This window comes from Pseudomonas sp. LBUM1672, from assembly GCF_059695655.1.
Genome location: NZ_CP166781.1, coordinates 1,104,054 through 1,124,076 on the forward strand (window position 1 = coordinate 1,104,054; position 20,023 = coordinate 1,124,076).

The window sequence follows — 20,023 nt, forward strand, 5'->3', positions numbered from 1 at the left end:
CAGTTCACTTGAGTCCCCGCAGGTGAAATTCGGTAGTCACTTCGAGGCGCAGCACCGCCAAGGTATTGCGTCGAATGGCTCCCACAAAGGTGACCGAGTATGGATGATCACGGACGTAGTTCTTCCTCCAACCAGCCAATCCTTTATGTACTCGATACCAACGTATTGATTCACGATCCAAACGCCCTTCTTAACTTCGAAGAACACCACGTTGCCATCCCGATGACCGTGCTTGAGGAGCTGGATAAGCTCAAGAGCGGGCATCACAGCGTGGCTGCGGAATGCCGTCAGGCGATTCGCCTGATCGACAAGACGTTGGGCGACGCCAGCCCAGAAGACGTCGAGCTCGGTGTACCGATCCAGCGCGGCAAGAGCGGGCCCAAAGGTTTGCTGTCAATTCTGATGAGCAAGCGTGCCGAACCGAACATCATTCTTCCCGAACACCTGAACGACAACATCATCATCAACCAGTTGATTGACCTGCACGCGCGCGAGCCGAAACTGCCCGTGGTGCTGGTCACCAAAGACATCAACATGCGCCTCAAGGCCCGGGCGTGCGGGATCGCGGCCGAGGACTACAGCACCGACCAACTGGTTGACGACGTATCGCTGCTGCCCAATGGTTATCACAACATGGACGGCTCCTTCTGGGATCGCGTGAAGAATGTCGAAACCCGTCAGGATCACGGTCGCACCTGGCATCAGGTGCAGCTGATCGACAACCTGCCGGCTGTGCATATCAATGAGTTCATCATCGACGAACAGGGTTTTGTCGGCTGGATCAAGGAGATCGAAGAAGACCGCCTGCTGATTCTCGACCTGCATCAGGAACCCCTGTTGCACCAGGAAGCCTGGGGCCTGAAACCGCGTGACATCTATCAAAGCCTGGCGCTGTATGCCTTGCTCGATCCGGATATCCACCTGGTTAACCTGACCGGGGCCGCCGGCTCGGGTAAAACCATCCTGGCCCTGGCGGCGGCGATCGAGCAGACCATGGTCAGCAAACGCTACCGCCGGATCATCGCGACGCGCAGCGTGCAGGGCCTGGACCAGGAAATCGGTTTCCTGCCCGGCACCGAAGCGGAAAAAATGGAGCCTTGGCTGGGCGCCATCACCGACAACCTCGAAGCCTTGCACATGGATGACGAAAACACCCATGGCAGCGTCGATTACATCCTCAGCAAAGTGCCGTTGCAGTTCAAATCCCTCAACTACATTCGAGGCCGCAGCTTCCAGCAGAGCCTGATCCTGATCGATGAATGCCAGAACCTGACCCCGCACCAGATGAAAACCATCATCACCCGTGCCGGCGCCGGTTCCAAAGTGGTGTGCCTGGGCAACCTGGCGCAGATCGACACTCCTTACCTGTCCGCGACCAGCTCCGGGCTGACGTACTTGACCGAACGCTTCAAGGATTTCCCCAACGGCGTACACATCACCCTGCAAGGGGTGCCACGTTCGATTCTGGCCGAATACGCCGAATCGCATTTGTAACCACGTCACCAGTACCGGGCGGCCCCAAAGCCGCCCGGTTTTTTTATGCCCGACACAAAACCCCTGTGGGAGCGGGCTTGTGGTGATCGGATAATCTTGCGTGCGGAAAATTGACCCGCAGGTTTACAATCGACGCTCCTGATCAGGAGTAACCCCGTGCTGACTCATCTCGATTCCCAAGGTCGCGCCAACATGGTCGACGTCACCGAAAAAGCCGTGACGTTCCGTGAAGCGACCGCCCAAGCGCTGGTGCGCATGCAGCCCGAAACCCTGCAGATGATCGTCAGTGGCGGTCACCCTAAAGGTGACGTGTTCGCCGTGGCGCGCATTGCCGGCATTCAGGCGGCGAAGAAGACCAGCGATCTGATTCCCCTGTGCCATCCGCTGATGCTCACCGGCGTCAAGGTCGAGCTCAGTGCCGAAGGCGATGACACCGTGCGCATCGTCGCGCGTTGCAAGCTGTCCGGGCAGACTGGCGTCGAGATGGAAGCGTTGACGGCCGCCAGTGTCGCCGCGCTGACTATCTACGACATGTGCAAGGCCGTGGACCGTGGCATGACCATCGAAAGCGTGCGGCTGCTGGAAAAACTCGGCGGCAAGAGCGGCCATTTTCAGGCAGATCAACCATGAACCTCACCGTGAAGTTTTTTGCCCGCTACCGCGAAGCCCTCGGCGTTGACTCGGTCAAGGTTGAAGGTGATTTCGCCACCGTCGACGATGTGCGTGCGCTGCTGGCTCAACGTGACGGTGCCGACGTGTTGAGCGAGCAGAACCTGATGTGCGCGCGCAACGAGGACCTTTGCCAACTCGACGAGCCGGTGACTGACGGTGATGAAGTGGCGTTCTTTCCGACCGTGACCGGGGGCTGACATGGCGATTCGCGTGCAGTCCACGGCGTTCGATCCGGGTGCTGAAGTCAATGCCATGCACGCCGCCAATGTCGGTGTTGGCGCGGTGGTGAGTTTTGTCGGTTACGTGCGCGACTTCAATGACGGGCTCGATGTGGCCGGGATGTTTCTCGAGCACTATCCGGGCATGACCGAAAAGGCTCTCGGCAAAATCGCCCTCGAGGCTGAGCAGCGCTGGCCGCTGTTGAAGCTTGAAGTGCTGCACCGGATCGGCGCCCTGGAACCGGGCGAACCGATCGTCTTCGTCGGCGCTGCGAGCGCCCACCGCCAGGCGGCTTTCGACGCCTGCGCCTTTGTCATGGACTACCTGAAAACCCGTGCGCCGTTCTGGAAGAAAGAAAACACCACTGACGGGCCGCGTTGGGTCGAAGGGCGTGACAGCGATCATGCGGCGGCGGATCGCTGGAAGCAGTGATTTCTGCGGCGTCTACAAGTACGCCTTCGCGGGCAAGCCCGCTCCCACAGGTTTTGTGTCGTGAACAGATTATGTGAACAACGTAAAAACTGTGGGAGCGTGGCTTGCCCGCGAAGAGGCCATCAGCAGCACCAAAAATCCCAATGACCCACCGCCCGACCACTGGCCGGCACATCTTCATTTTGCCCGATTGACGACCTATACATTAAAGTCCAGTATGGAATTATAAGTACAAAAAAAGGCGTTCCCCTGTTCCAGCTTTGTCTTCTGTCTTGCCAAACCAACAACAACCCGCGAGAGAACGAACATGAAGAAATTCCCCCTCATCACCGGTCTGGCGCTCAGCCTGTTGGCGTGCAGCTCTCTGTTCGCCGCTGACAACACCCTGCGCATCGGCATCGAAGCCGCTTATCCACCGTTCGCCTCCAAGACCGAAAAAGGCGAGATCGTCGGTTTCGACTACGACATCGGCAATGCCCTGTGCGCGCAGATGAAGGTCAAGTGTGTGTGGGTCGAAGGCGAATTCGACGGTCTGATTCCTTCCCTGAAAGTGAAGAAAATCGACATGGCGCTGTCGTCCATGACCATCAACGAAGACCGCAAGAAGTCGGTCGACTTCACTCACAAGTACTACTTCACCTCATCACGCCTGGTGATGAAGGAAGGCGCGGTTGTGGACGACCAGTATGCCAGCCTCAAGGGCAAGACCGTCGGCGTGCAGCGTGCAACCACCACAGACCGTTACGCCACCGAGGTTTTTGAACCCAAGGGCATCAACGTCAAGCGCTACGGCAACAACGAAGAAATCTACATGGATCTGGCAGCCGGTCGCCTCGACGCCATTTTTGCCGACACCATTCCGCTGAGTGACTTCCTGGCGATGCCGCGTGGCAAGGGCTACGCGTTTGTCGGGCCGGAGTTGAAAGATCCGAAGTACGTGGGCGAGGGCGCCGGGATTGCGGTGCGCAAAGGCAACAGTGAGTTGGTTGCCAAGCTGAACACGGCCATTGATGGCATTCGCGCGAGTGGCGAGTACCAGAAGATTTCCGAGAAGTATTTCAAGTCTGACATCTACGGCGACTGATCAACCGCACCGCGAGCAGGCTCACTCCCGCATTGGAATGCGTTTCCCCTGTGGGAGCGGGCTTGCTCGCGAAGGGGCCCGATTAAACAACACACCTCTCAGGACTTAACCCTTCAATTCCTTCAAATGCTTGTAAACCGTCGCCCGCCCCATGTTCAGCACATTGGCCACGTAGTTCGAAGCACTCTTCCCCTTGAAGGCCCCCTCGGCGTGCAACGCCAGCACCAGCTCGCGTTTGTGGTCGCGCGTCAACACGTTCAGGCTCAGCTGACGTTCGCGCAGCCAGGCGTGCAGAAAGGTATTGATCCGCTCCTGCCAGTCATCACGAAACAGTGAATCCGGCTGCGGGATCAGCTTGCTCGGCGACAGGAACAGATCCAGCGCCGCTTTCGCGTTCTCAAACAGCGAAATATTCAGGTTGATGCACAGCACCGCCAGCGGATGACCTTCGCTGTCGCGCAAGACGCTGCTCAGGCTGCGAATCTTCTGGCCATCCCAATTCAGCTTTTCGTACGGCCCGATGTTCCGTTCGCTGACATCGTCGCTGAGCATGTCCTCCAGCGCCGAGTCGTCACCGATCTCCCGCTTGGAAAGGTTGTTGGCGATGTAATCGACCTTCTGCGTGCGCAGGTCATGCAGCACCACTTCGGCGTGGGGGAAGAACAGCGTTGCGATGGCGTCGGCGATCGCACGGTAGTTGTCCAGAGAGGTGTTATCCACAGCCGGGTCTTTTTCAGGTGCGTTCATACAGTGGAACTCCAGGCAGCGTCAGCGCCCTGCAAAAAGGGCGCTGGAAGTTTGCCGCAATCGTGTCGACACGTCACCTGAGGGCGACAATCAGCCCAGGCGAGCAGGGGAGAGCATCTCGGCGTCCAGGCCGAAACGGCTGAGCTGATCCGGCAAGGCTTCACCGCGTACCAGCGCAGCGCTGGCCTGGCCCATGGCGGGTGAAGTCTGGATGCCGTAACCGCCCTGTGCCGCGACCCAAAACAGCCCCGGCACTTGCTGATCGAAGCCACTGATCAAATCGCCATCGCTGACGAAGCTGCGCAGGCCGGCCCAGGTGCGGGTCGGGCGGCGGATGGTCAGGGTGGTGGCTTCTTCTATCTGGTAGATGCCCATGGCGATGTCCAGCTCTTCAGGCTGCACGTCGTGTGGTTCCACCGGGTCGGCATTGGCCGGCGAGCCGAGGAACATCCCGGCATCGGGTTTCATGTAGAACGATTCGTCGAGGCTGACCAGCATCGGCCAATGGTGGATGTCCACGCCCTCGGGGCCGGCGAAAATGAACGCCGCACGCCGCTTGGGTTGCAGGCCCAGCGGCTTGGCGCCGGCCAGCTCGCCGATCTTGTCGGCCCATGCGCCTGCCGCGTTGATGATGACCGGTGCGCTGAAGGTCTGACCGCTGGTTTGGACCTGCCACAGGCCTTCGGTGTCACGGTTAAGGCCCAGTACTTCGCAGTCGGTATGCACTTCGCTTTTATTGCGTCGGATGCCGCGCAGGTAACCCTGGTGCAGGGCATCGGTGTCGATGTCGCTGGCGGTCGGATCGTAGATCGCGCCGTGGACTTTTTCCCGGCGCAGGATTGGCAGGCGTGCGCAGGCTTCGTCGGCGCTCAGCAGTTGCATCTCCGACACCGTGGCCTTGGCGCTCATGTATTGATTGTTCAGCTCGGCCGGGTCGCCGGTGAAGTCCACGGTCATCTCGCCGCGCGGGGTCAGCAGCGGGTGTTCGCAGAAACCGCCGGGCGGCGTGTCGAAGAAGTCGCGGCTGGCTTGGGTCAGTGCGCGCACCTGCGGTGTGCCGTAAGCGGCGGTGTACAGCGCGGCGGAGCGTCCGGTGGAGTGATAAGCCGGATGGGACTCGCGTTCGAGCACAATCACCCGGGCGTGCTGCGACAGCCAGAAACCGGTGGAAGCGCCGGCAATTCCGCCGCCGATAATGATGAAATCTGCCTGGCTCATGAACGTCTCCTGTCGAGCGCAAATACCGAAATTGTAGAGATTCATTGTGGGAGCGGGCTTGCTCGCGAAAGCGGTGTGTCAGTCCACTCATTGGTGAATGTCAGACCGCATTCGCGAGCAAGCCCGCTCCCACAGGATTTAGGTGTCAGGGCTGCAAGCGGTAGATGGCATTGGCCAGCGCGATGTCTTCCAGGCCCAGGCCGATGGAGCGGAAGAACACATGGCGGTCATAGCCGGGGCGTTGGACTTTTTCGCTGAGCAGATCGGGCAGGTCGCCAACGATGGCGTTCTTGTCCCAGCCATGTTGTTCCCCCGCAATCAGCATTTCACCCGCCGAGCCCGGCGTGGTCTGACGATAGTCGCAGAACACCTGCATGTCGTTGAGGCTCTGCGGTGGCACTTCGTGGGCGCGAGGGGCGTTGGTGCTGATCGAGGTGATCAGCGCCGGTTTGCTCAAGCTGGAGGGATCGATCACCGGGCCGGCGGACGAGGTGCAAAGCATGATCACGTCAGCGTCCCGGATCGCCGCTTCGCGACTGTCGGCGATGGTCAGGCGCGAATCGAGGCTTTTGAGCTGTGCCAGCGTTTCAGGATTCTTATCGCTCAGGCTCGGCGAGTAGAGGCTGATGCTCTGCCAGTCACGAAGACCTTTCACGTAATGCAGGTGTGCCTGTGCCACCTTGCCGCTGCCGATGATCGCCAGGCGTTGCGCCTGTAACGGGGCGAGGGCATCGACGGCGACGGCAGTGGTCGCGGCCGTGCGAGCGGTAGTCAGTTCGCCGGCATCGCAAAGCAGCAACGGCTGGCCGGTTTGCATCGACATCAACAACGTCCAGGCGGTCACCAGTGGACCTTGCTCGCGCACGATGTAAGGCGATGTCTTGACCCCGTACACGCAGTCTTCAGCCAGCACGCCCAGGTAGTTGATGAAATCGCCAGCGCCCTGGGGGAATTCCACCAGCTGTTGGGCCGGTTGCACCGCTTGCCCGGCGGCCAGGTCGCGGAACAGCTTGCGCAGGATCTGTGGCACGTCGATCTGCGCCAGCAGCTCGCGGGCCTGGGGTTGGGTGATCACGTAAGGCGTACTGGACATGGTCGGCTCCGAGCGCTGCAATTAAACTAATTTGTCCATTATGGACTTTTAGTTGTATCGAGCAATATCGGGAGGAAAAAAAAGCGCAGTCCGTTTCCGGCTGCGCCTCTTTCAGCAAGGGCCCGGGTTACGGGCGCTTGCGCTCAACCGCCCGCAGTAGATGCGTCGGCGGCGTTTCACAGCTGATTTTCCGACCCAGCAACGCCTCGATAGACGGTAGCTGGTAGGAGTCGTCTTCACCGGCAAAACTGATGGACACGCCATCGGCGCCAGCACGACCGGTACGACCGATGCGGTGCACGTAATCGTCCGGGACTTCCGGCAGGGTGAAGTTGATCACGTGGCTGATGCCGTCGATGTGGATGCCGCGACCGGCCACGTCGGTGGCGACCAGCACGCGAATTTTGCCTTCGCGGAAACCTTCCAGGGTCTTGATGCGCTTGTGCTGCGGCACGTCGCCGGACAGTTGCGCGGCGTTGACGCCGTCACGCACCAGGCGTTCTTCGATGCGCCGCACTTCATCCTTGCGGTTGGCAAACACCATCACCCGCTCCCAACCGTTGTCGTTGACCAGGTTGTAGAGCAGTTTGTATTTATCGGCACCGGCAACGGCGTAGATGTGTTGCTCGACGTTTTCGCTGGCCACGTTCTGTGATTCGATCTCGACGATCGACGGGTCGGTGGTCCATTGCTTGGCCAGGTTCATCACGTCTTCGGTGAAGGTCGCGGAGAACAGCAGCGTCTGACGCTCGTTCTTCGGTGGCGTCTGGCGAATGATCTGACGCACTTGCGGGATGAAACCCATGTCGAGCATTCGGTCGGCTTCGTCCAGCACCATGACTTCGACCATGTCCAGATGCACGTCGCCGCGCTGGTTGAAGTCGAGCAGGCGACCCGGAGTGGCCACGAGAATGTCGCAGTGACGGGCTTCGAGGTGCTTGAGCTGCTTGTCGAAATCCATGCCGCCGACAAACGTCATGACGTTGAGGCCGGTGTACTTGGTCAGGTCGGCGGCGTCCTTGGCGATCTGTACCACCAGTTCGCGGGTCGGCGCGATGATCAGTGCCCGCGGTTCACCCATGTAGCGTTCCTTGGGTGGCGGGGTTTCCAGCAGCTGGGTGATGATCGAGATCAGGAACGCAGCGGTTTTGCCGGTGCCGGTCTGGGCGCGACCGATGGCGTCTTTGCCGGCGAGGGTGAAGCCCAGCACTTGCGCCTGGATCGGCGTGCAATACGGGAAGCCCAGGTCCTGGATGGCGTGCATCAGTTCCGGAGCGAGTTTGAAATCGTGGAAGCGGGTTTTGCCTTCCTGGGGTTCGACGGCGAAGTCTTCGAGTTTCCAGGGGATGACTGGCGCTTTGGGTTTTGGTTCGCGGCGCGGTTTTGCCGGTTTCGGCGTTTCACTGCGCGGTGGTTCGGCGGCAGAAATATCGACAGGTTGGGCGGCCGGTGTGGTCACTGGCTCGTGTTTCGGTGCCGCTACGGTTGCGGTCCGGCCAGGCTGATTACCGTCGGTGCGGTGGCTGGGGATGTGAGACGGAGCGCTGGCAACTGGCGCGAGCTGCTCAGTCTCGCTTTTACCGAACATTTTCTTGAGTGCTTTGAGCACGGTCATCTCATCAATTGGTTAAGGAATATACGCCGGCCAGTGTAATGCAAGAATCGGGCGCGGCGTAGTGGGATGGATCAATGGGTAGCTTTTAGCGCAAACGCTCGGCCAGCCAGACGCCGATGTCGCGAATTTCTTCGGGTAACACTTCGTGGCCCATTGGGTATTCCTGCCATGTCACGGTGACACCATGCTGCTTCAAAAACTCGTAAGCGGTGCGACCCATGGCGTTTTGAACCACGTCATCGTACTGGCCGTGCAAAGACAGTACGGGAATGCGCTGCTGGCTGGCGGAAAGCTCCAGTTCATTGCTGAAGGTCGGTGCATAAGTGGAGAGGGCAAGTACGCCACCTAACGGCCCCTGCCATTTCAGGAAAGCGGTGTGCAAGACGACAGCGCCGCCTTGGGAAAAACCTGCCAGAAAAATCCGCGAGGCGTCTATTCCGCTGGCGCGCTGCTCTTCGATCAAATCGAAGACTCTCTGCGCCGACGCTTCCAGCTGCTCACGGCTGATCGCGCGCGCCGGGCTCATGGCCAATATGTCGTACCAGCTCGGCATCTCGTAGCCGCCGTTGATGGTCACGGCGCGGGTCGGTGCCTGCGGGAGAACGAAGCGGGTGGTCAGCAGGCTTTCCTGCAGGGCTTCGGCCACTGGCAGGAAGTCGTAGCGGTCGGCGCCCAGGCCGTGCAGCCATATCACGCAGGCGTCTGCGGGCTTTACGGGTTGAAGAATCAAGGGCTCGGTCATGGCTGCTCCAATGTTGTGCGTGCGCTCTCAATGAGTGCGAGAGATGAGTGCGCGTCTGGTTGATCCGTTAAGAAGATGTCGCAAGGCTACAAGTTTTGCTATTGACCTGTCGCCGAACGGCTTCGGCGAGCGGTCTGGTACGGGCTTTGCTATGGGAAAGCCTGTACTGAAAATCCCACGCCTGTCGGTAACACTATCAGGCCATGGTGGTAGGTGGGATAGCAAAAGAATCCGGTGATGGATGTTCGCCAGTGGCCGCTACGGGCTTCGCGAACGTGAAAGGGCTACCGCCCGTTCGGCCGATTGGTGAGAAGTGAGTAATCCATGATGTGGGTTTTCTCCTACTAGACTCATAGCGCAGGTCCTACGTCGGTTGACCCCAAAAAAAGCCAACACGGGTCGACTACGCCTCATAAGGGTGCGACAGGACTCAAGCTCCGACACAAGAAGAGCAAAACTGGAGGTTTGAATGAAGATGTTGAAATCCACCCTGGCTATCGTGACTGCAGCCGCAGTACTCGGTGTCAGCGGGTTCGCTCAGGCGGGTGCAACCCTGGATGCAGTGCAGAAGAAAGGTTTCGTACAGTGCGGTGTAAGTGACGGTCTGCCGGGCTTCTCGGTTCCGGACTCCACCGGCAAGATCGTGGGTATCGATGCTGACTACTGCCGCGCTGTGGCTGCTGCCGTATTCGGCGACGCGACCAAAGTCAAATTCAGCCAGCTGAACGCCAAAGAGCGCTTCACCGCGCTGCAGTCTGGCGAAATTGACATTCTGTCGCGCAACACCACCATGACCAGCTCCCGTGACGCGGGCATGGGCCTGAAGTTCCCGGGCTTCATCACCTACTACGACGGCATTGGCTTCCTGGTAAATAGCAAGCTGGGCGTCAAGAGTGCCAAAGAGCTCGACGGTGCGACCATCTGCATCCAGGCCGGTACCACCACTGAGCTGAACGTTTCCGACTACTTCCGCGGCAACGGTCTGAAATACACCCCGATCACCTTCGACACCTCCGATGAAAGCGCCAAGTCGCTGGAATCCGGTCGTTGCGACGTACTGACCTCCGACAAGTCCCAACTGTTCGCTCAGCGCAGCAAGCTGGCTTCGCCGAAGGACTACGTGGTTCTGCCGGAAACCATTTCCAAGGAACCGCTGGGCCCGGTCGTGCGTAACGGCGACGACGAGTGGCTGGCCATTGTTCGCTGGGTAGGCTACGCCATGCTCAACGCTGAAGAGGCTGGTGTCACTTCGAAGAACGTCGAAGCCGAAGCCAAGGCCACCAAGAATCCGGACGTCGCACGTCTGCTGGGTACCGACGGCGAATACGGCAAAGACTTGAAAGTGAAGAAGGACTGGGTCGTCCAGATCGTCAAGCAAGTGGGTAACTATGGCGAAGTGTTCGAGAAAAACCTCGGCAAAGGCACTCCGCTGGAAATCGACCGCGGGCTGAACGCCTTGTGGAACGCTGGCGGCATTCAATACGCACCACCAGTGCGCTGATGGTTCTATCACCCGGTGGGCCAACCACCGGGTGATGTTCTGTTCCATTACATCCGGGGCACTTCATGCAAAATTCAATCGGCGCACCAAAGCAGAGGCTCAGCCTCAGCGATCCCAAAGTGCGTGCGTGGCTATTTCAGATCATCACCATTGTGGCGGTGGTCTCCATGGGCTGGTATCTGTTCGATAACACCCAGACCAACTTGCAACACCGGGGCATTACTTCCGGCTTCAGCTTTCTGGAGCGCAGTGCCGGTTTCGGCATCGCTCAAACCCTGATCGACTACACCGAATCGGACAGCTATGCCCGAGTGTTTGTCATCGGCCTGCTCAATACGCTGCTGGTGACCTTCATCGGGGTCATCCTGGCGACGCTCCTCGGTTTCATCGTCGGCGTTTCACGCCTGTCGAAGAACTGGATCATTGCCAAGCTGGCGACTGTTTATGTGGAAGTCTTCCGCAACATTCCGCCGCTGCTGCAAATCCTGTTCTGGTACTTCGCGGTGTTCCTGACCATGCCAGGGCCACGCAACAGCCATAACTTCGGCGACACCTTCTTCGTTAGCAGCCGCGGCCTGAACATGCCGGCCGCGTTGACCGCGGATGGTTTCTGGCCCTTCGTGGTCAGCATCGTCGTGGCCATTGTCGCCATCGTGCTGATGAGCCGCTGGGCGAACAAGCGCTTCGAAGCGACTGGCGTACCTTTCCATAAATTCTGGGTTGGCCTGGCGCTGTTCCTGGTGATCCCGGCACTGTGCGCACTGATCTTCGGCACGCCGGTGCACTGGGAAATGCCCAAGCTGCAAGGCTTCAACTTCGTTGGTGGCTGGGTGCTGATCCCGGAACTGCTGGCACTGACCCTGGCCCTGACCGTGTACACCGCGGCGTTCATCGCCGAGATCGTGCGTTCGGGCATCAAGTCGGTCAGCCACGGCCAGACCGAAGCGGCGCACTCGTTGGGCCTGCGCAACGGTCCGACCCTGCGCAAGGTGATCATCCCGCAAGCCCTGCGCGTGATCATTCCGCCGCTGACCAGCCAATACCTGAACCTGGCGAAGAACTCCTCGCTGGCGGCCGGTATCGGTTATCCGGAAATGGTGTCGTTGTTTGCCGGTACGGTGCTGAACCAGACCGGGCAGGCGATCGAGGTGATTGCCATCACCATGAGCGTGTACCTGGCGATCAGTATCAGCATCTCCCTGCTGATGAACTGGTACAACAAGCGCATTGCGCTGATCGAGCGGTAAGGAAAAGCGCATGAGTACTCATACTTTCAAACCCGACATGCCTCCACCGAGCAGCAGCATCGGTGTGGTGGCGTGGATGCGCGCGAACATGTTCTCCAGCTGGCTCAACACCCTGCTGACCCTGTTCGCGTTCTATCTGATTTACCTGGTGGTCCCGCCAATCCTGCAGTGGGCGATCCTGGACGCCAACTGGGTCGGCACCTCCCAGGCCGACTGCACCAAGGAGGGCGCCTGCTGGGTGTTCATCCAGCAGCGTTTCGGCCAGTTCATGTACGGCTACTACCCGCCGGAACTGCGCTGGCGCGTGGACCTGACCGTGTGGCTGGCGGTCATCGGCGTGGCACCGTTGTTCATCTCGCGCTTCCCGCGTAAAGCGGTGTACGGGCTGAGCTTCCTGGTGTTGTACCCGATCATTTCCTGGTGCCTGTTGCATGGCGGCGTTTTCGGCCTGACCCAGGTGGCGACCAGCCAATGGGGCGGCCTGATGCTGACCCTGGTGATCGCCACCGTCGGTATTGCCGGTGCGTTGCCGCTGGGGATCGTGCTGGCGCTGGGCCGTCGTTCGAACATGCCGGCGATTCGCGTGGTCTGCGTGACCTTCATCGAATTCTGGCGCGGCGTGCCGTTGATCACGGTGCTGTTCATGTCCTCGGTAATGCTGCCGTTGTTCCTGCCTGAAGGCATGAACTTCGACAAACTGCTGCGGGCGCTGATCGGCGTGATCCTGTTCCAGTCGGCCTACGTGGCCGAAGTGGTGCGTGGCGGTCTGCAAGCGATTCCCAAAGGTCAGTACGAAGCGGCCGCAGCGATGGGCCTCGGTTACTGGCGCAGCATGGGCCTGGTGATTCTGCCGCAAGCCCTGAAGCTGGTGATCCCGGGCATCGTCAACACCTTCATTGCGCTGTTCAAGGACACCAGCCTGGTGATCATCATCGGCCTGTTCGACCTGCTCAACAGCGTCAAGCAAGCCGCCGCCGACCCGAAATGGTTGGGCATGGCCACCGAAGGCTATGTGTTCGCGGCCCTGGTGTTCTGGATTTTCTGTTTCGGTATGTCGCGCTATTCCATGCATCTGGAACGCAAGCTCGACACTGGCCACAAGCGTTAGGAGTTCTGTAATGAGCGAAGCAATCAAAAAGCCTGTGAGCCCTGAAGGCATTATTCAGATGCAGGGCGTGAACAAGTGGTACGGCCAGTTCCACGTACTGAAAGACATCAACCTGAACGTCAAGCAGGGCGAGCGAATCGTCCTGTGCGGCCCGTCAGGTTCCGGCAAGTCGACGACCATTCGTTGCCTCAACCGTCTGGAAGAACACCAGCAGGGTCGCATCGTGGTCGATGGCGTGGAATTGACCAACGACCTCAAGCAGATCGAATCGGTCCGTCGTGAAGTCGGCATGGTGTTCCAGCACTTCAACCTGTTCCCGCACCTGACCATCCTGCAGAACTGCACGCTGGCGCCGATGTGGGTGCGCAAGATGCCCAAGCGCCAGGCCGAAGAAATCGCCATGCATTACCTGGAACGCGTACGCATTCCGGAGCAGGCGCATAAATTCCCGGGGCAACTGTCCGGCGGCCAGCAACAGCGTGTGGCGATTGCCCGCGCCCTGTGCATGAAGCCGAAAATCATGCTGTTCGACGAACCGACTTCGGCACTCGACCCGGAGATGGTGAAAGAGGTTCTGGACACCATGATCGGCCTGGCCGAAGACGGCATGACCATGCTCTGCGTGACCCACGAAATGGGCTTCGCCCGCACCGTGGCCAACCGCGTGATCTTCATGGACAAAGGCGAAATCGTCGAACAGGCTGCGCCGAACGACTTCTTCGATAACCCGCAGAATGAGCGGACGAAGATGTTCTTGAGCCAGATCCTGCATTGATTGGTACTTGGCAGTGAAATAAACCCGGACAGTGTTCCGGGTTTATTTTTGCCTGGAGTTCAGGGTCTCAGGACAGGTCCTGTTTCAGAATTCGGTCCGATTCAGCTCGATGTGTCCTTGCGCTCAAGCGCCAGACGTACCGCTCGAAGTGCATTGAGGCGCCCGTATCCATAGTAATGACTATGACCTGCCTGATCATATTGACCGAGCGGGCCATCGTCGACATGGCCGATCTTGTCGCAACAATCAGCGAGGATTTGTCGGACAGCTTCGCGATCAAGTGCTTGATTGACTCCCAATATCAGCGCTGCCAAGCCTGCTGCACCTGGACAGGCACTGGAGGTTCCACTGAACGATTCGGTGTAGGCCGCATTGTCTGGATCTGCAAATTTCCCGCTCAGGTCCGTGGTGCGAATGCCTCGGGTTTGCGGGATCGAGGTCGCGGGTTTGAATTTTGGATCCGGGTGCGGCTGGTCTCCGCTCGGAAAGGTGCACCAGAGCGCTTTGCCGTAATCGCTGTAGGCGCTGCGTCGGCTCTGGTCATTGCAGGCACCGACGGCAATGACCATGGGATGGCTGGAATACCCATCGTTATCCACGCATTCATTCCCGTTGCCGGCACCAAAAAAAATGACGCAGCCTTTTCCGTTGCGACCCTTGGTCGCTGCATACTCAATGGCCAGTCGCGTGCTTGCAGCCAGTGGAAACACTTGGGTGTGCCGGGGGTCGGTGGGGTCGGCCCAATGACCTTCTGCAGGACCCCAGCTACAGGAAATGATATCGGCGCCCTTATCGGCGGCCCAGAAAAATGCGTCGGCTTCTGCCCGTGCGCCCAAAGGTTTGGTGAGCTTCAGCGGCATAAGGCTGGCCCGAGGGGCAACGCCGCTGGCGCCGGTGTCGCCATTGGCGCAGGCGACACCGGCGGCGGCTGTGCCGTGACGTTCATGGGCGTTTTTCGGCCGTGGGCCTTGCTTGGCATTACGGTGATCAAAGTTTTGCGCCCCGACGACTTTGCCGCATCCGGCAAATTCGGGATGGTCGATATCAAAGGCGTCGTCAATGACCGCGATGACAATACCTTCACCCTGAGTCAGGTCATGGGCCGCTTCAACGTTGGCGCTGGCATCGATGTGCGCCTGATAGGTCACGGTGGTCTTTTTCAGGTGCCACTGATTGTCGTGGATCGCCCGGCGTTTTCCCTGGCGCAATATTTCCGGATGACAGTAATCGATGTCTTCGCGCTGGAGCAGCTCAAGTGCGAATGAGCACACCTTGGTCCCGCAGCAATGGCTGTGATGAACGAAAAAGGCATTGGTCGCGTAGGGGACCTGCTGTTTGATGGTCAGCCCCAGCTCATCGAGTATCACGAGACACTGAGTCGAGGTGAGTTGATCAATAAATTTCAAAAAGATGTTTTCGGTGTAGAGAACAGGCTCCTGAGTGTGAGGATCGACCAGCACACTGCCGGCAAAGCGCAACTCCGGCAATTCACGCAACAACGCTTTGCGTCTGGATAAATCCGTATTTTTAGGCAGTTCGAAAACCTGCACGTCGGCGTCCTCGATGTGGTGCAGCAGATGACCGCCCGCCAGTGCGTGACAGGCTTTTTCGCATCCCATTATTGCGCCGATATCCTTTCCCCCCCCGGCCGCGCACGGCGAGCAGTTGCTGACTTTTTGTCAGAAAAAAAGAAGGGCTGCCCTTCTTGCCGAAGTTGACTTCTTCCATGCGGTTTCCATTCCCTCTAGTGCAACGTGCCGAGCGAAACGCCCGCTCATCAATAAACGAAATTCTGACGACAGGTTGCTGCAGTGGCTGTCAGCTCATTTCGTTGAAGGCGTAGGAAATTGCTCCGCGAATGAAGAGCTTTTTCGCTTCTTCCTGTGGAAATGCTTGCACGCTGTGTCGAGGCTCCACCTGATCCGCCGTTACTTGTGGGGGCGCACGATGTTGACTAACATGTCAGAAAATTCATCCTATGATTGGATGAAAGGGCGAATCCTATGGCAGAAATTTCTCTACTCGTTAAGCGATCCCTGGTCGATCAGGCCCTGGATCAACTGCGTCAACGCATCAACGACGGCGCCTGGCAGGTCGGCCAGCGCCTTCCTACTGAGCCAGAGCTGTCCGCCGAACTGGGCATCAGCCGCAACACCGTGCGTGAGGCCATGCGCGTACTGGCGTTTTCTGGGTTGATCGAAATTCGTCAGGGTGACGGCAGTTACTTGCGGGCGGTGATCGATCCGCTGGATACGATGAAGGCGTTATCGCGCTGCTCCCATGAACAGGCCCGCGAAACCCGGCACATCCTTGAAGTCGAAGCCATCGGCCTCGCTGCCTTGCGCAGAACTGATGAGGACCTTGTGGCCTTGCGCGAAGCATTGGGCGTCAGCGGCAGCCACTATCACGGTGATCTCGACAGCTACATCGCCTGCGATCTGGTGTTCCACCGTCGCCTGGTGGACGCCGCGCACAACCCGACTCTAAGCGAGCTGTACCGCTATTTCTCCAGCATCATCGGCGCGCAGTTGCGCCAGACACTGAACATCACTCCTCGACGCCAAGAGGTGTTCGACCTTCATATCGAACTGCTTGATGCGGTCGAACAACGCGACCCGGAACGGGCCAAAGCCCTGTCGAGGCAGTTGATCAATGAACCTTGAAACCGAGAATTCCATGTCTAGCCGCACCAGCAACATCCCTCAGCCCAAGCGCACAGCGGAGCTCGAAGAGCTGCTGATCGACTGCGAGGCCGATGACGAAGAGGTCCAGCAGCATCATCCGATCCTGCGTCGTCCGTGGCTGTTGCTGCTGGGTTTGATCCTGGTGGCGCTAAACCTGCGCCCGGCGCTCTCGAGCATGGCGCCGATGCTCAGCGAGATCTCGAAGACCCTCGGTCTATCGGCGGCCCAGGCCGGTTTGCTGACGACGTTGCCCGTGCTGTGTCTTGGCTTGTTTGCTCCGCTGGCACCCTTGCTCGCGCGACGTTTCGGCGCCGAGCGTGTGGTGTTGGGGATTCTGTTGATGCTGGCCGGCGGGATCATCCTGCGCAGTTCGTTCGGTGAAATCGGCCTGTTTGCCGGCAGCGTCCTGGCCGGCGCGAGCATCGGTGTGATCGGCGTTTTGTTGCCGGGCATCGTCAAGCGCGACTTCCCGAAACAGGCCGGGACCATGACCGGCGTGTACACCATGGCACTGTGTCTGGGCGCGGCGATGGCGGCCGGCGCGACGGTGCCATTGAGCGAGCATTTCGACAAAAGCTGGGCCTTGGGCCTCGGTTTCTGGGTGGTGCCGGCATTGGTGGCCGCGATTTTCTGGTTGCCGCAAGTCGGTCAGAAGCACGGCGCGCACAACGTCGCTTATCGGGTTCGCGGCCTGTTACGTGATCCGTTGGCCTGGCAAGTGACGCTCTACATGGGGCTGCAATCATCCCTGGCCTACATTGTGTTCGGCTGGTTGCCGTCGATCCTGATCGGTCGCGGCCTGACGCCGACCCAGGCTGGCCTTGTGCTCTCTGGTTCGGTGATCGTCCAGTTGGCCAGTTCACTGGCGGCGCCGTGGCTGGCAACCCGGGGCAAGGATCAGCGGCTGGCGATTGTCATCGTCATGCTGCTGACTCTCGGCGGTCTTTTTGGCTGTCTCTACGCGCCGATCGAAGGCCTGTGGGGCTGGGCGATCCTGCTCGGTCTGGGGCAGGGCGGTACGTTCAGCCTGGCGTTGACCCTGATCGTGCTGCGCTCGCGCGATTCCCATGTCGCCGCCAACCTGTCGAGCATGGCCCAGGGTTTCGGTTATACCCTTGCGTCGATGGGGCCGTTCGCGGTCGGTATCGTGCATGACTGGACAGGTGGCTGGACGGCGCTGGGGTGGATCTTCGGCGTGATCGGCCTCGGCGCCATCATCGCCGGCCTCGGTGCTGGACGGTCGTTGTACGTTCAGGTCGAAAGCGAAAAAGTCTGAGCCTTCACACTGTCGGTATTCGGGCCACGAATGCCGATAGTGTTCCGCGCATTTGTTGACTATCGTGCAGGCAATCCTTCAAACGTTCGGAGCCTGCCCATGAGTGATGCCAACCGCGCATTGATCACCCAGTTCTACCAAGCCTTTCAGCGGCTGGATGCCGAGGCCATGAGCGCCTGCTATACCGACGATGTGCTGTTCAGCGATCCTGCATTTGGCGAACTGCGCGGCCGCGATGCCGGCGACATGTGGCGCATGCTCACGACTCGGGCGAAGGATTTCTCCCTGACGTTCGATAACGTTCGAGCCGAAGAACGCACGGGCGGCGCGCATTGGGTCGCGACGTACCTGTTCAGCCAGACCGGCAACACGGTGGTCAACGATATTCAGGCGCAGTTCGTGTTTCGTGACGGCAAGATTTGCGAGCACCATGACAGCTTCGATATGTGGGCCTGGTCGCGGCAGGCGCTGGGTTTCAAAGGGCTGCTGCTCGGCTGGTCGCCAGCAGTGAGAAATGCCGTTCGCGCTCAAGCCTTGAAGGGGCTGAAGGCATTCCAGGCCAGTCGCTGATAAGATCGCGGCTTGTTTCCTTTCAAGCCTTGATCGTCACGTGAACACCCCGAGCGAATCTCCCGTCATTGCCGCCGAACCGGCACCGGTCAACAAGCCCTGGTTCGTCTACCTCGTTCGCGCGGCCAATGGTTCGCTCTACTGCGGGATCAGCGACGATCCCGTGCGCCGCTTCGCCACTCACCAGAGTGGCAAGGGCGCGCGCTTCTTTCTCTCCAGTCCGGCCGTGGCGTTGGTCTACACGGAAGTTTGTCGCGACAAGGGCGAAGCACTGCGCCAAGAACGCTTGATCAAAAAACTCAAGAAAAGCGCCAAGGAATGCCTGGTCGCAAGCGCTGCCGCAGGCTTATCAACCTGACTGATAAGTGCCCATCAGGCAGATCTGTAGGCTGCCCACGAATTGCGCGCTAAGCTGCGGATTCCTTATCCGTGCGGCGGAGCCGAGCATGTCCGAGTTGATTCTTCATCATTACCCGACGTCCCTTTTCGCCGAGAAGGCCCGCCTGTTGCTGGGTTTCAAGGGGCTGTCCTGGCGTTCGGTGAAGATCTCGCCGGTGATGCCAAAACCTGATCTGACGGCCCTGACGGGCGGCTATCGCAAGACCCCGGTGTTGCAGATTGGCGCTGATATTTATTGCGACACCGCGCTGATCGCCCGTCGTCTGGAGCAGGGAAAAGCCTTGCCGGCGTTCTTCCCGGAAGGTCAGGAAATGATCTGCGCGACCTTCGCCGCTTGGGCCGATTCGGTGGTGTTCCAGCATGCGGTCAGCCTGGTGTTTCAGCCGGAATCCATCGCTGTGCGCTTCGGCAATATGCCGCCGGAAGCGATCAAGTCATTCCTGGCTGATCGCGCCGGGTTGTTCAGTGGCGGCAGCGCTGCCAGGTTGTCGGCCGAGCAAGCACGGCATCAATGGCCGACGATCATGGGGCGCCTAGAGCAGCAGTTTCAGCGCGAGCAGGGTGATTTCCTGTTCGGCGAGCCGTCGATTGCCGATTTTGCGTTGGCGCACTGCCTGTGGTTCCTCAAGGCGACGCCGGTGACTGCACCGCTGGTTGATGCTTATCCGGCGGTTTCTGCGTGGTTAGGGCGGGTGATGGGCTTCGGTCATGGCGCGTCCAGCGAGATGACGTCCGAGGACGCGTTGGCGGTGGCGCGCAATGCCACACCGGCCGCGTTGCCGGATGAGCAGTTTGATGAACCGAATGGTTTTGAAGCGGGTCAGCAGGTGGTGATCGCGGCGACCGACTACGGGGTTGACCCGGTGGCGGGTGAGTTGCTGTTTGCGGGCAGGGAAGAATTGATTCTGCGTCGAGAAGACGAGCGTGGCGGCTTGGTGCATGTGCACTTTCCGCGGTTTGGATTCCGCATAGAAGCGAAGTAGCCTGCTTCACGAATGGTTGGACTGGCTCGAACCTGTGGCGAGGGAGCTTGCTCCCGTTGGGCTGCGCAGCAGACCCAAACTCTTCGCAATGAATGCCTGTTTTGTGAGTGCTGCGCACTCAAGCGGGAGCAAGCTCCCTCGCCACAGGGATTGAGTAAGTCAGA

20 protein-coding genes are annotated in these 20,023 nt (G+C 59.4%); 14 read left to right on the forward strand and 6 right to left on the reverse strand.

Translation table 11 applies throughout. From position 1 onward, the window contains the following. Nucleotides 1–99: 99 nt before the first annotated feature. The 5 genes from ACA053_RS04845 (at nucleotide 100) to ACA053_RS04865 (ending at nucleotide 3,901) form a co-directional block, all read left to right on the forward strand. Complete coding sequence (locus ACA053_RS04845; RefSeq protein WP_109628080.1) at nucleotides 100–1,494, forward strand: PhoH family protein; 1,395 nt, start codon at nucleotides 100–102, stop codon at nucleotides 1,492–1,494. Nucleotides 1,495–1,650: 156 nt separating this feature from the next. Next, nucleotides 1,651–2,124: a cyclic pyranopterin monophosphate synthase MoaC gene (moaC, locus tag ACA053_RS04850; protein ID WP_109628081.1), complete on the forward strand. Its 474-nt coding sequence runs from the start codon at nucleotides 1,651–1,653 to the stop codon at nucleotides 2,122–2,124. Then, complete coding sequence (locus ACA053_RS04855; RefSeq protein ID WP_109628082.1) at nucleotides 2,121–2,363, forward strand: MoaD/ThiS family protein; 243 nt, start codon at nucleotides 2,121–2,123, stop codon at nucleotides 2,361–2,363. Before moaC ends, ACA053_RS04855 begins: the two co-directional genes overlap by 4 nt. 1 nt (nucleotide 2,364) lies before the next feature. Further along, nucleotides 2,365–2,817: a molybdopterin synthase catalytic subunit MoaE gene (gene moaE, locus ACA053_RS04860; RefSeq protein WP_109628083.1), complete on the forward strand. Its 453-nt coding sequence runs from the start codon at nucleotides 2,365–2,367 to the stop codon at nucleotides 2,815–2,817. A 307-nt stretch (nucleotides 2,818–3,124) separates the two neighbouring features. Further along, entirely contained in the window at nucleotides 3,125–3,901 is a 777-nt protein-coding gene (locus ACA053_RS04865; protein ID WP_497394656.1) for an ABC transporter substrate-binding protein, read from the forward strand. A gap of 105 nt (nucleotides 3,902–4,006) precedes the next feature. Here ACA053_RS04865 and ACA053_RS04870 read toward each other — a convergent pair whose 3' ends face one another. From ACA053_RS04870 to ACA053_RS04890, 5 genes are all read right to left on the reverse strand, one after another. Beyond that, on the reverse strand, nucleotides 4,007–4,648 hold the full coding sequence (locus ACA053_RS04870) for a helix-turn-helix transcriptional regulator (RefSeq protein ID WP_109628085.1): 642 nt from the start codon (nucleotides 4,646–4,648) through the stop codon (nucleotides 4,007–4,009). A 90-nt stretch (nucleotides 4,649–4,738) separates the two neighbouring features. Next, entirely contained in the window at nucleotides 4,739–5,866 is a 1,128-nt protein-coding gene (locus tag ACA053_RS04875) for an NAD(P)/FAD-dependent oxidoreductase (protein ID WP_497394657.1), read from the reverse strand. Between the two features lie 145 nt (nucleotides 5,867–6,011). Next, on the reverse strand, nucleotides 6,012–6,959 hold the full coding sequence (locus ACA053_RS04880) for an ornithine cyclodeaminase family protein (RefSeq protein ID WP_497394658.1): 948 nt from the start codon (nucleotides 6,957–6,959) through the stop codon (nucleotides 6,012–6,014). Between the two features lie 127 nt (nucleotides 6,960–7,086). After that, entirely contained in the window at nucleotides 7,087–8,574 is a 1,488-nt protein-coding gene (gene rhlB, locus ACA053_RS04885) for an ATP-dependent RNA helicase RhlB (protein WP_109628088.1), read from the reverse strand. Nucleotides 8,575–8,659: 85 nt separating this feature from the next. Continuing rightward, nucleotides 8,660–9,316: an alpha/beta hydrolase gene (locus tag ACA053_RS04890; protein WP_109628089.1), complete on the reverse strand. Its 657-nt coding sequence runs from the start codon at nucleotides 9,314–9,316 to the stop codon at nucleotides 8,660–8,662. 469 nt (nucleotides 9,317–9,785) lie between these two features. Here ACA053_RS04890 and ACA053_RS04895 point away from each other — a divergent pair, with 469 nt between their 5' ends. The 4 genes from ACA053_RS04895 to ACA053_RS04910 all read left to right on the forward strand — a co-directional run bounded on the left by ACA053_RS04895 (nucleotide 9,786) and on the right by ACA053_RS04910 (nucleotide 13,947). Continuing rightward, nucleotides 9,786–10,817, forward strand: coding sequence for an amino acid ABC transporter substrate-binding protein (locus ACA053_RS04895; RefSeq protein WP_109628090.1), 1,032 nt, complete (start codon nucleotides 9,786–9,788; stop codon nucleotides 10,815–10,817). Between the two features lie 65 nt (nucleotides 10,818–10,882). Next, nucleotides 10,883–12,064, forward strand: a complete 1,182-nt coding sequence (locus tag ACA053_RS04900; protein WP_109628091.1) for an amino acid ABC transporter permease — start codon at nucleotides 10,883–10,885, stop codon at nucleotides 12,062–12,064. A gap of 10 nt (nucleotides 12,065–12,074) precedes the next feature. Beyond that, nucleotides 12,075–13,172 carry an amino acid ABC transporter permease gene (locus ACA053_RS04905; RefSeq protein ID WP_497394659.1) on the forward strand — a complete coding sequence of 366 codons (1,098 nt, stop codon included), beginning with the start codon at nucleotides 12,075–12,077 and terminating at the stop codon, nucleotides 13,170–13,172. A 10-nt stretch (nucleotides 13,173–13,182) separates the two neighbouring features. Beyond that, on the forward strand, nucleotides 13,183–13,947 hold the full coding sequence (locus ACA053_RS04910; protein ID WP_007944823.1) for an amino acid ABC transporter ATP-binding protein: 765 nt from the start codon (nucleotides 13,183–13,185) through the stop codon (nucleotides 13,945–13,947). Nucleotides 13,948–14,048: 101 nt separating this feature from the next. On the opposite strand, the gene ACA053_RS04915 is transcribed toward ACA053_RS04910, so the two are convergent. After that, complete coding sequence (locus ACA053_RS04915; RefSeq protein WP_497394660.1) at nucleotides 14,049–15,497, reverse strand: S8 family peptidase; 1,449 nt, start codon at nucleotides 15,495–15,497, stop codon at nucleotides 14,049–14,051. 453 nt (nucleotides 15,498–15,950) lie between these two features. Between ACA053_RS04915 and ACA053_RS04920 the strand changes: the two genes are divergently transcribed. From ACA053_RS04920 to ACA053_RS04940, 5 genes are all read left to right on the forward strand, one after another. Further along, on the forward strand, nucleotides 15,951–16,610 hold the full coding sequence (locus ACA053_RS04920; protein ID WP_497315749.1) for a FadR/GntR family transcriptional regulator: 660 nt from the start codon (nucleotides 15,951–15,953) through the stop codon (nucleotides 16,608–16,610). Continuing rightward, the gene (locus tag ACA053_RS04925) at nucleotides 16,600–17,907 is read left to right on the forward strand and encodes a CynX/NimT family MFS transporter (RefSeq protein WP_497315751.1); all 1,308 of its coding nucleotides are present in this window, start codon (nucleotides 16,600–16,602) and stop codon (nucleotides 17,905–17,907) included. The genes ACA053_RS04920 and ACA053_RS04925 overlap by 11 nt, the downstream gene beginning before the upstream one ends. 99 nt (nucleotides 17,908–18,006) lie before the next feature. Beyond that, complete coding sequence (locus ACA053_RS04930) at nucleotides 18,007–18,477, forward strand: nuclear transport factor 2 family protein (protein WP_109628103.1); 471 nt, start codon at nucleotides 18,007–18,009, stop codon at nucleotides 18,475–18,477. A gap of 40 nt (nucleotides 18,478–18,517) precedes the next feature. Further along, a complete protein-coding gene (locus tag ACA053_RS04935; RefSeq protein ID WP_109628104.1) occupies nucleotides 18,518–18,835 on the forward strand; it encodes a GIY-YIG nuclease family protein in 318 nt (105 codons plus the stop codon). Between the two features lie 88 nt (nucleotides 18,836–18,923). Continuing rightward, nucleotides 18,924–19,859: a glutathione S-transferase family protein gene (locus ACA053_RS04940; RefSeq protein WP_497394661.1), complete on the forward strand. Its 936-nt coding sequence runs from the start codon at nucleotides 18,924–18,926 to the stop codon at nucleotides 19,857–19,859. Nucleotides 19,860–20,023: the final 164 nt, after the last annotated feature.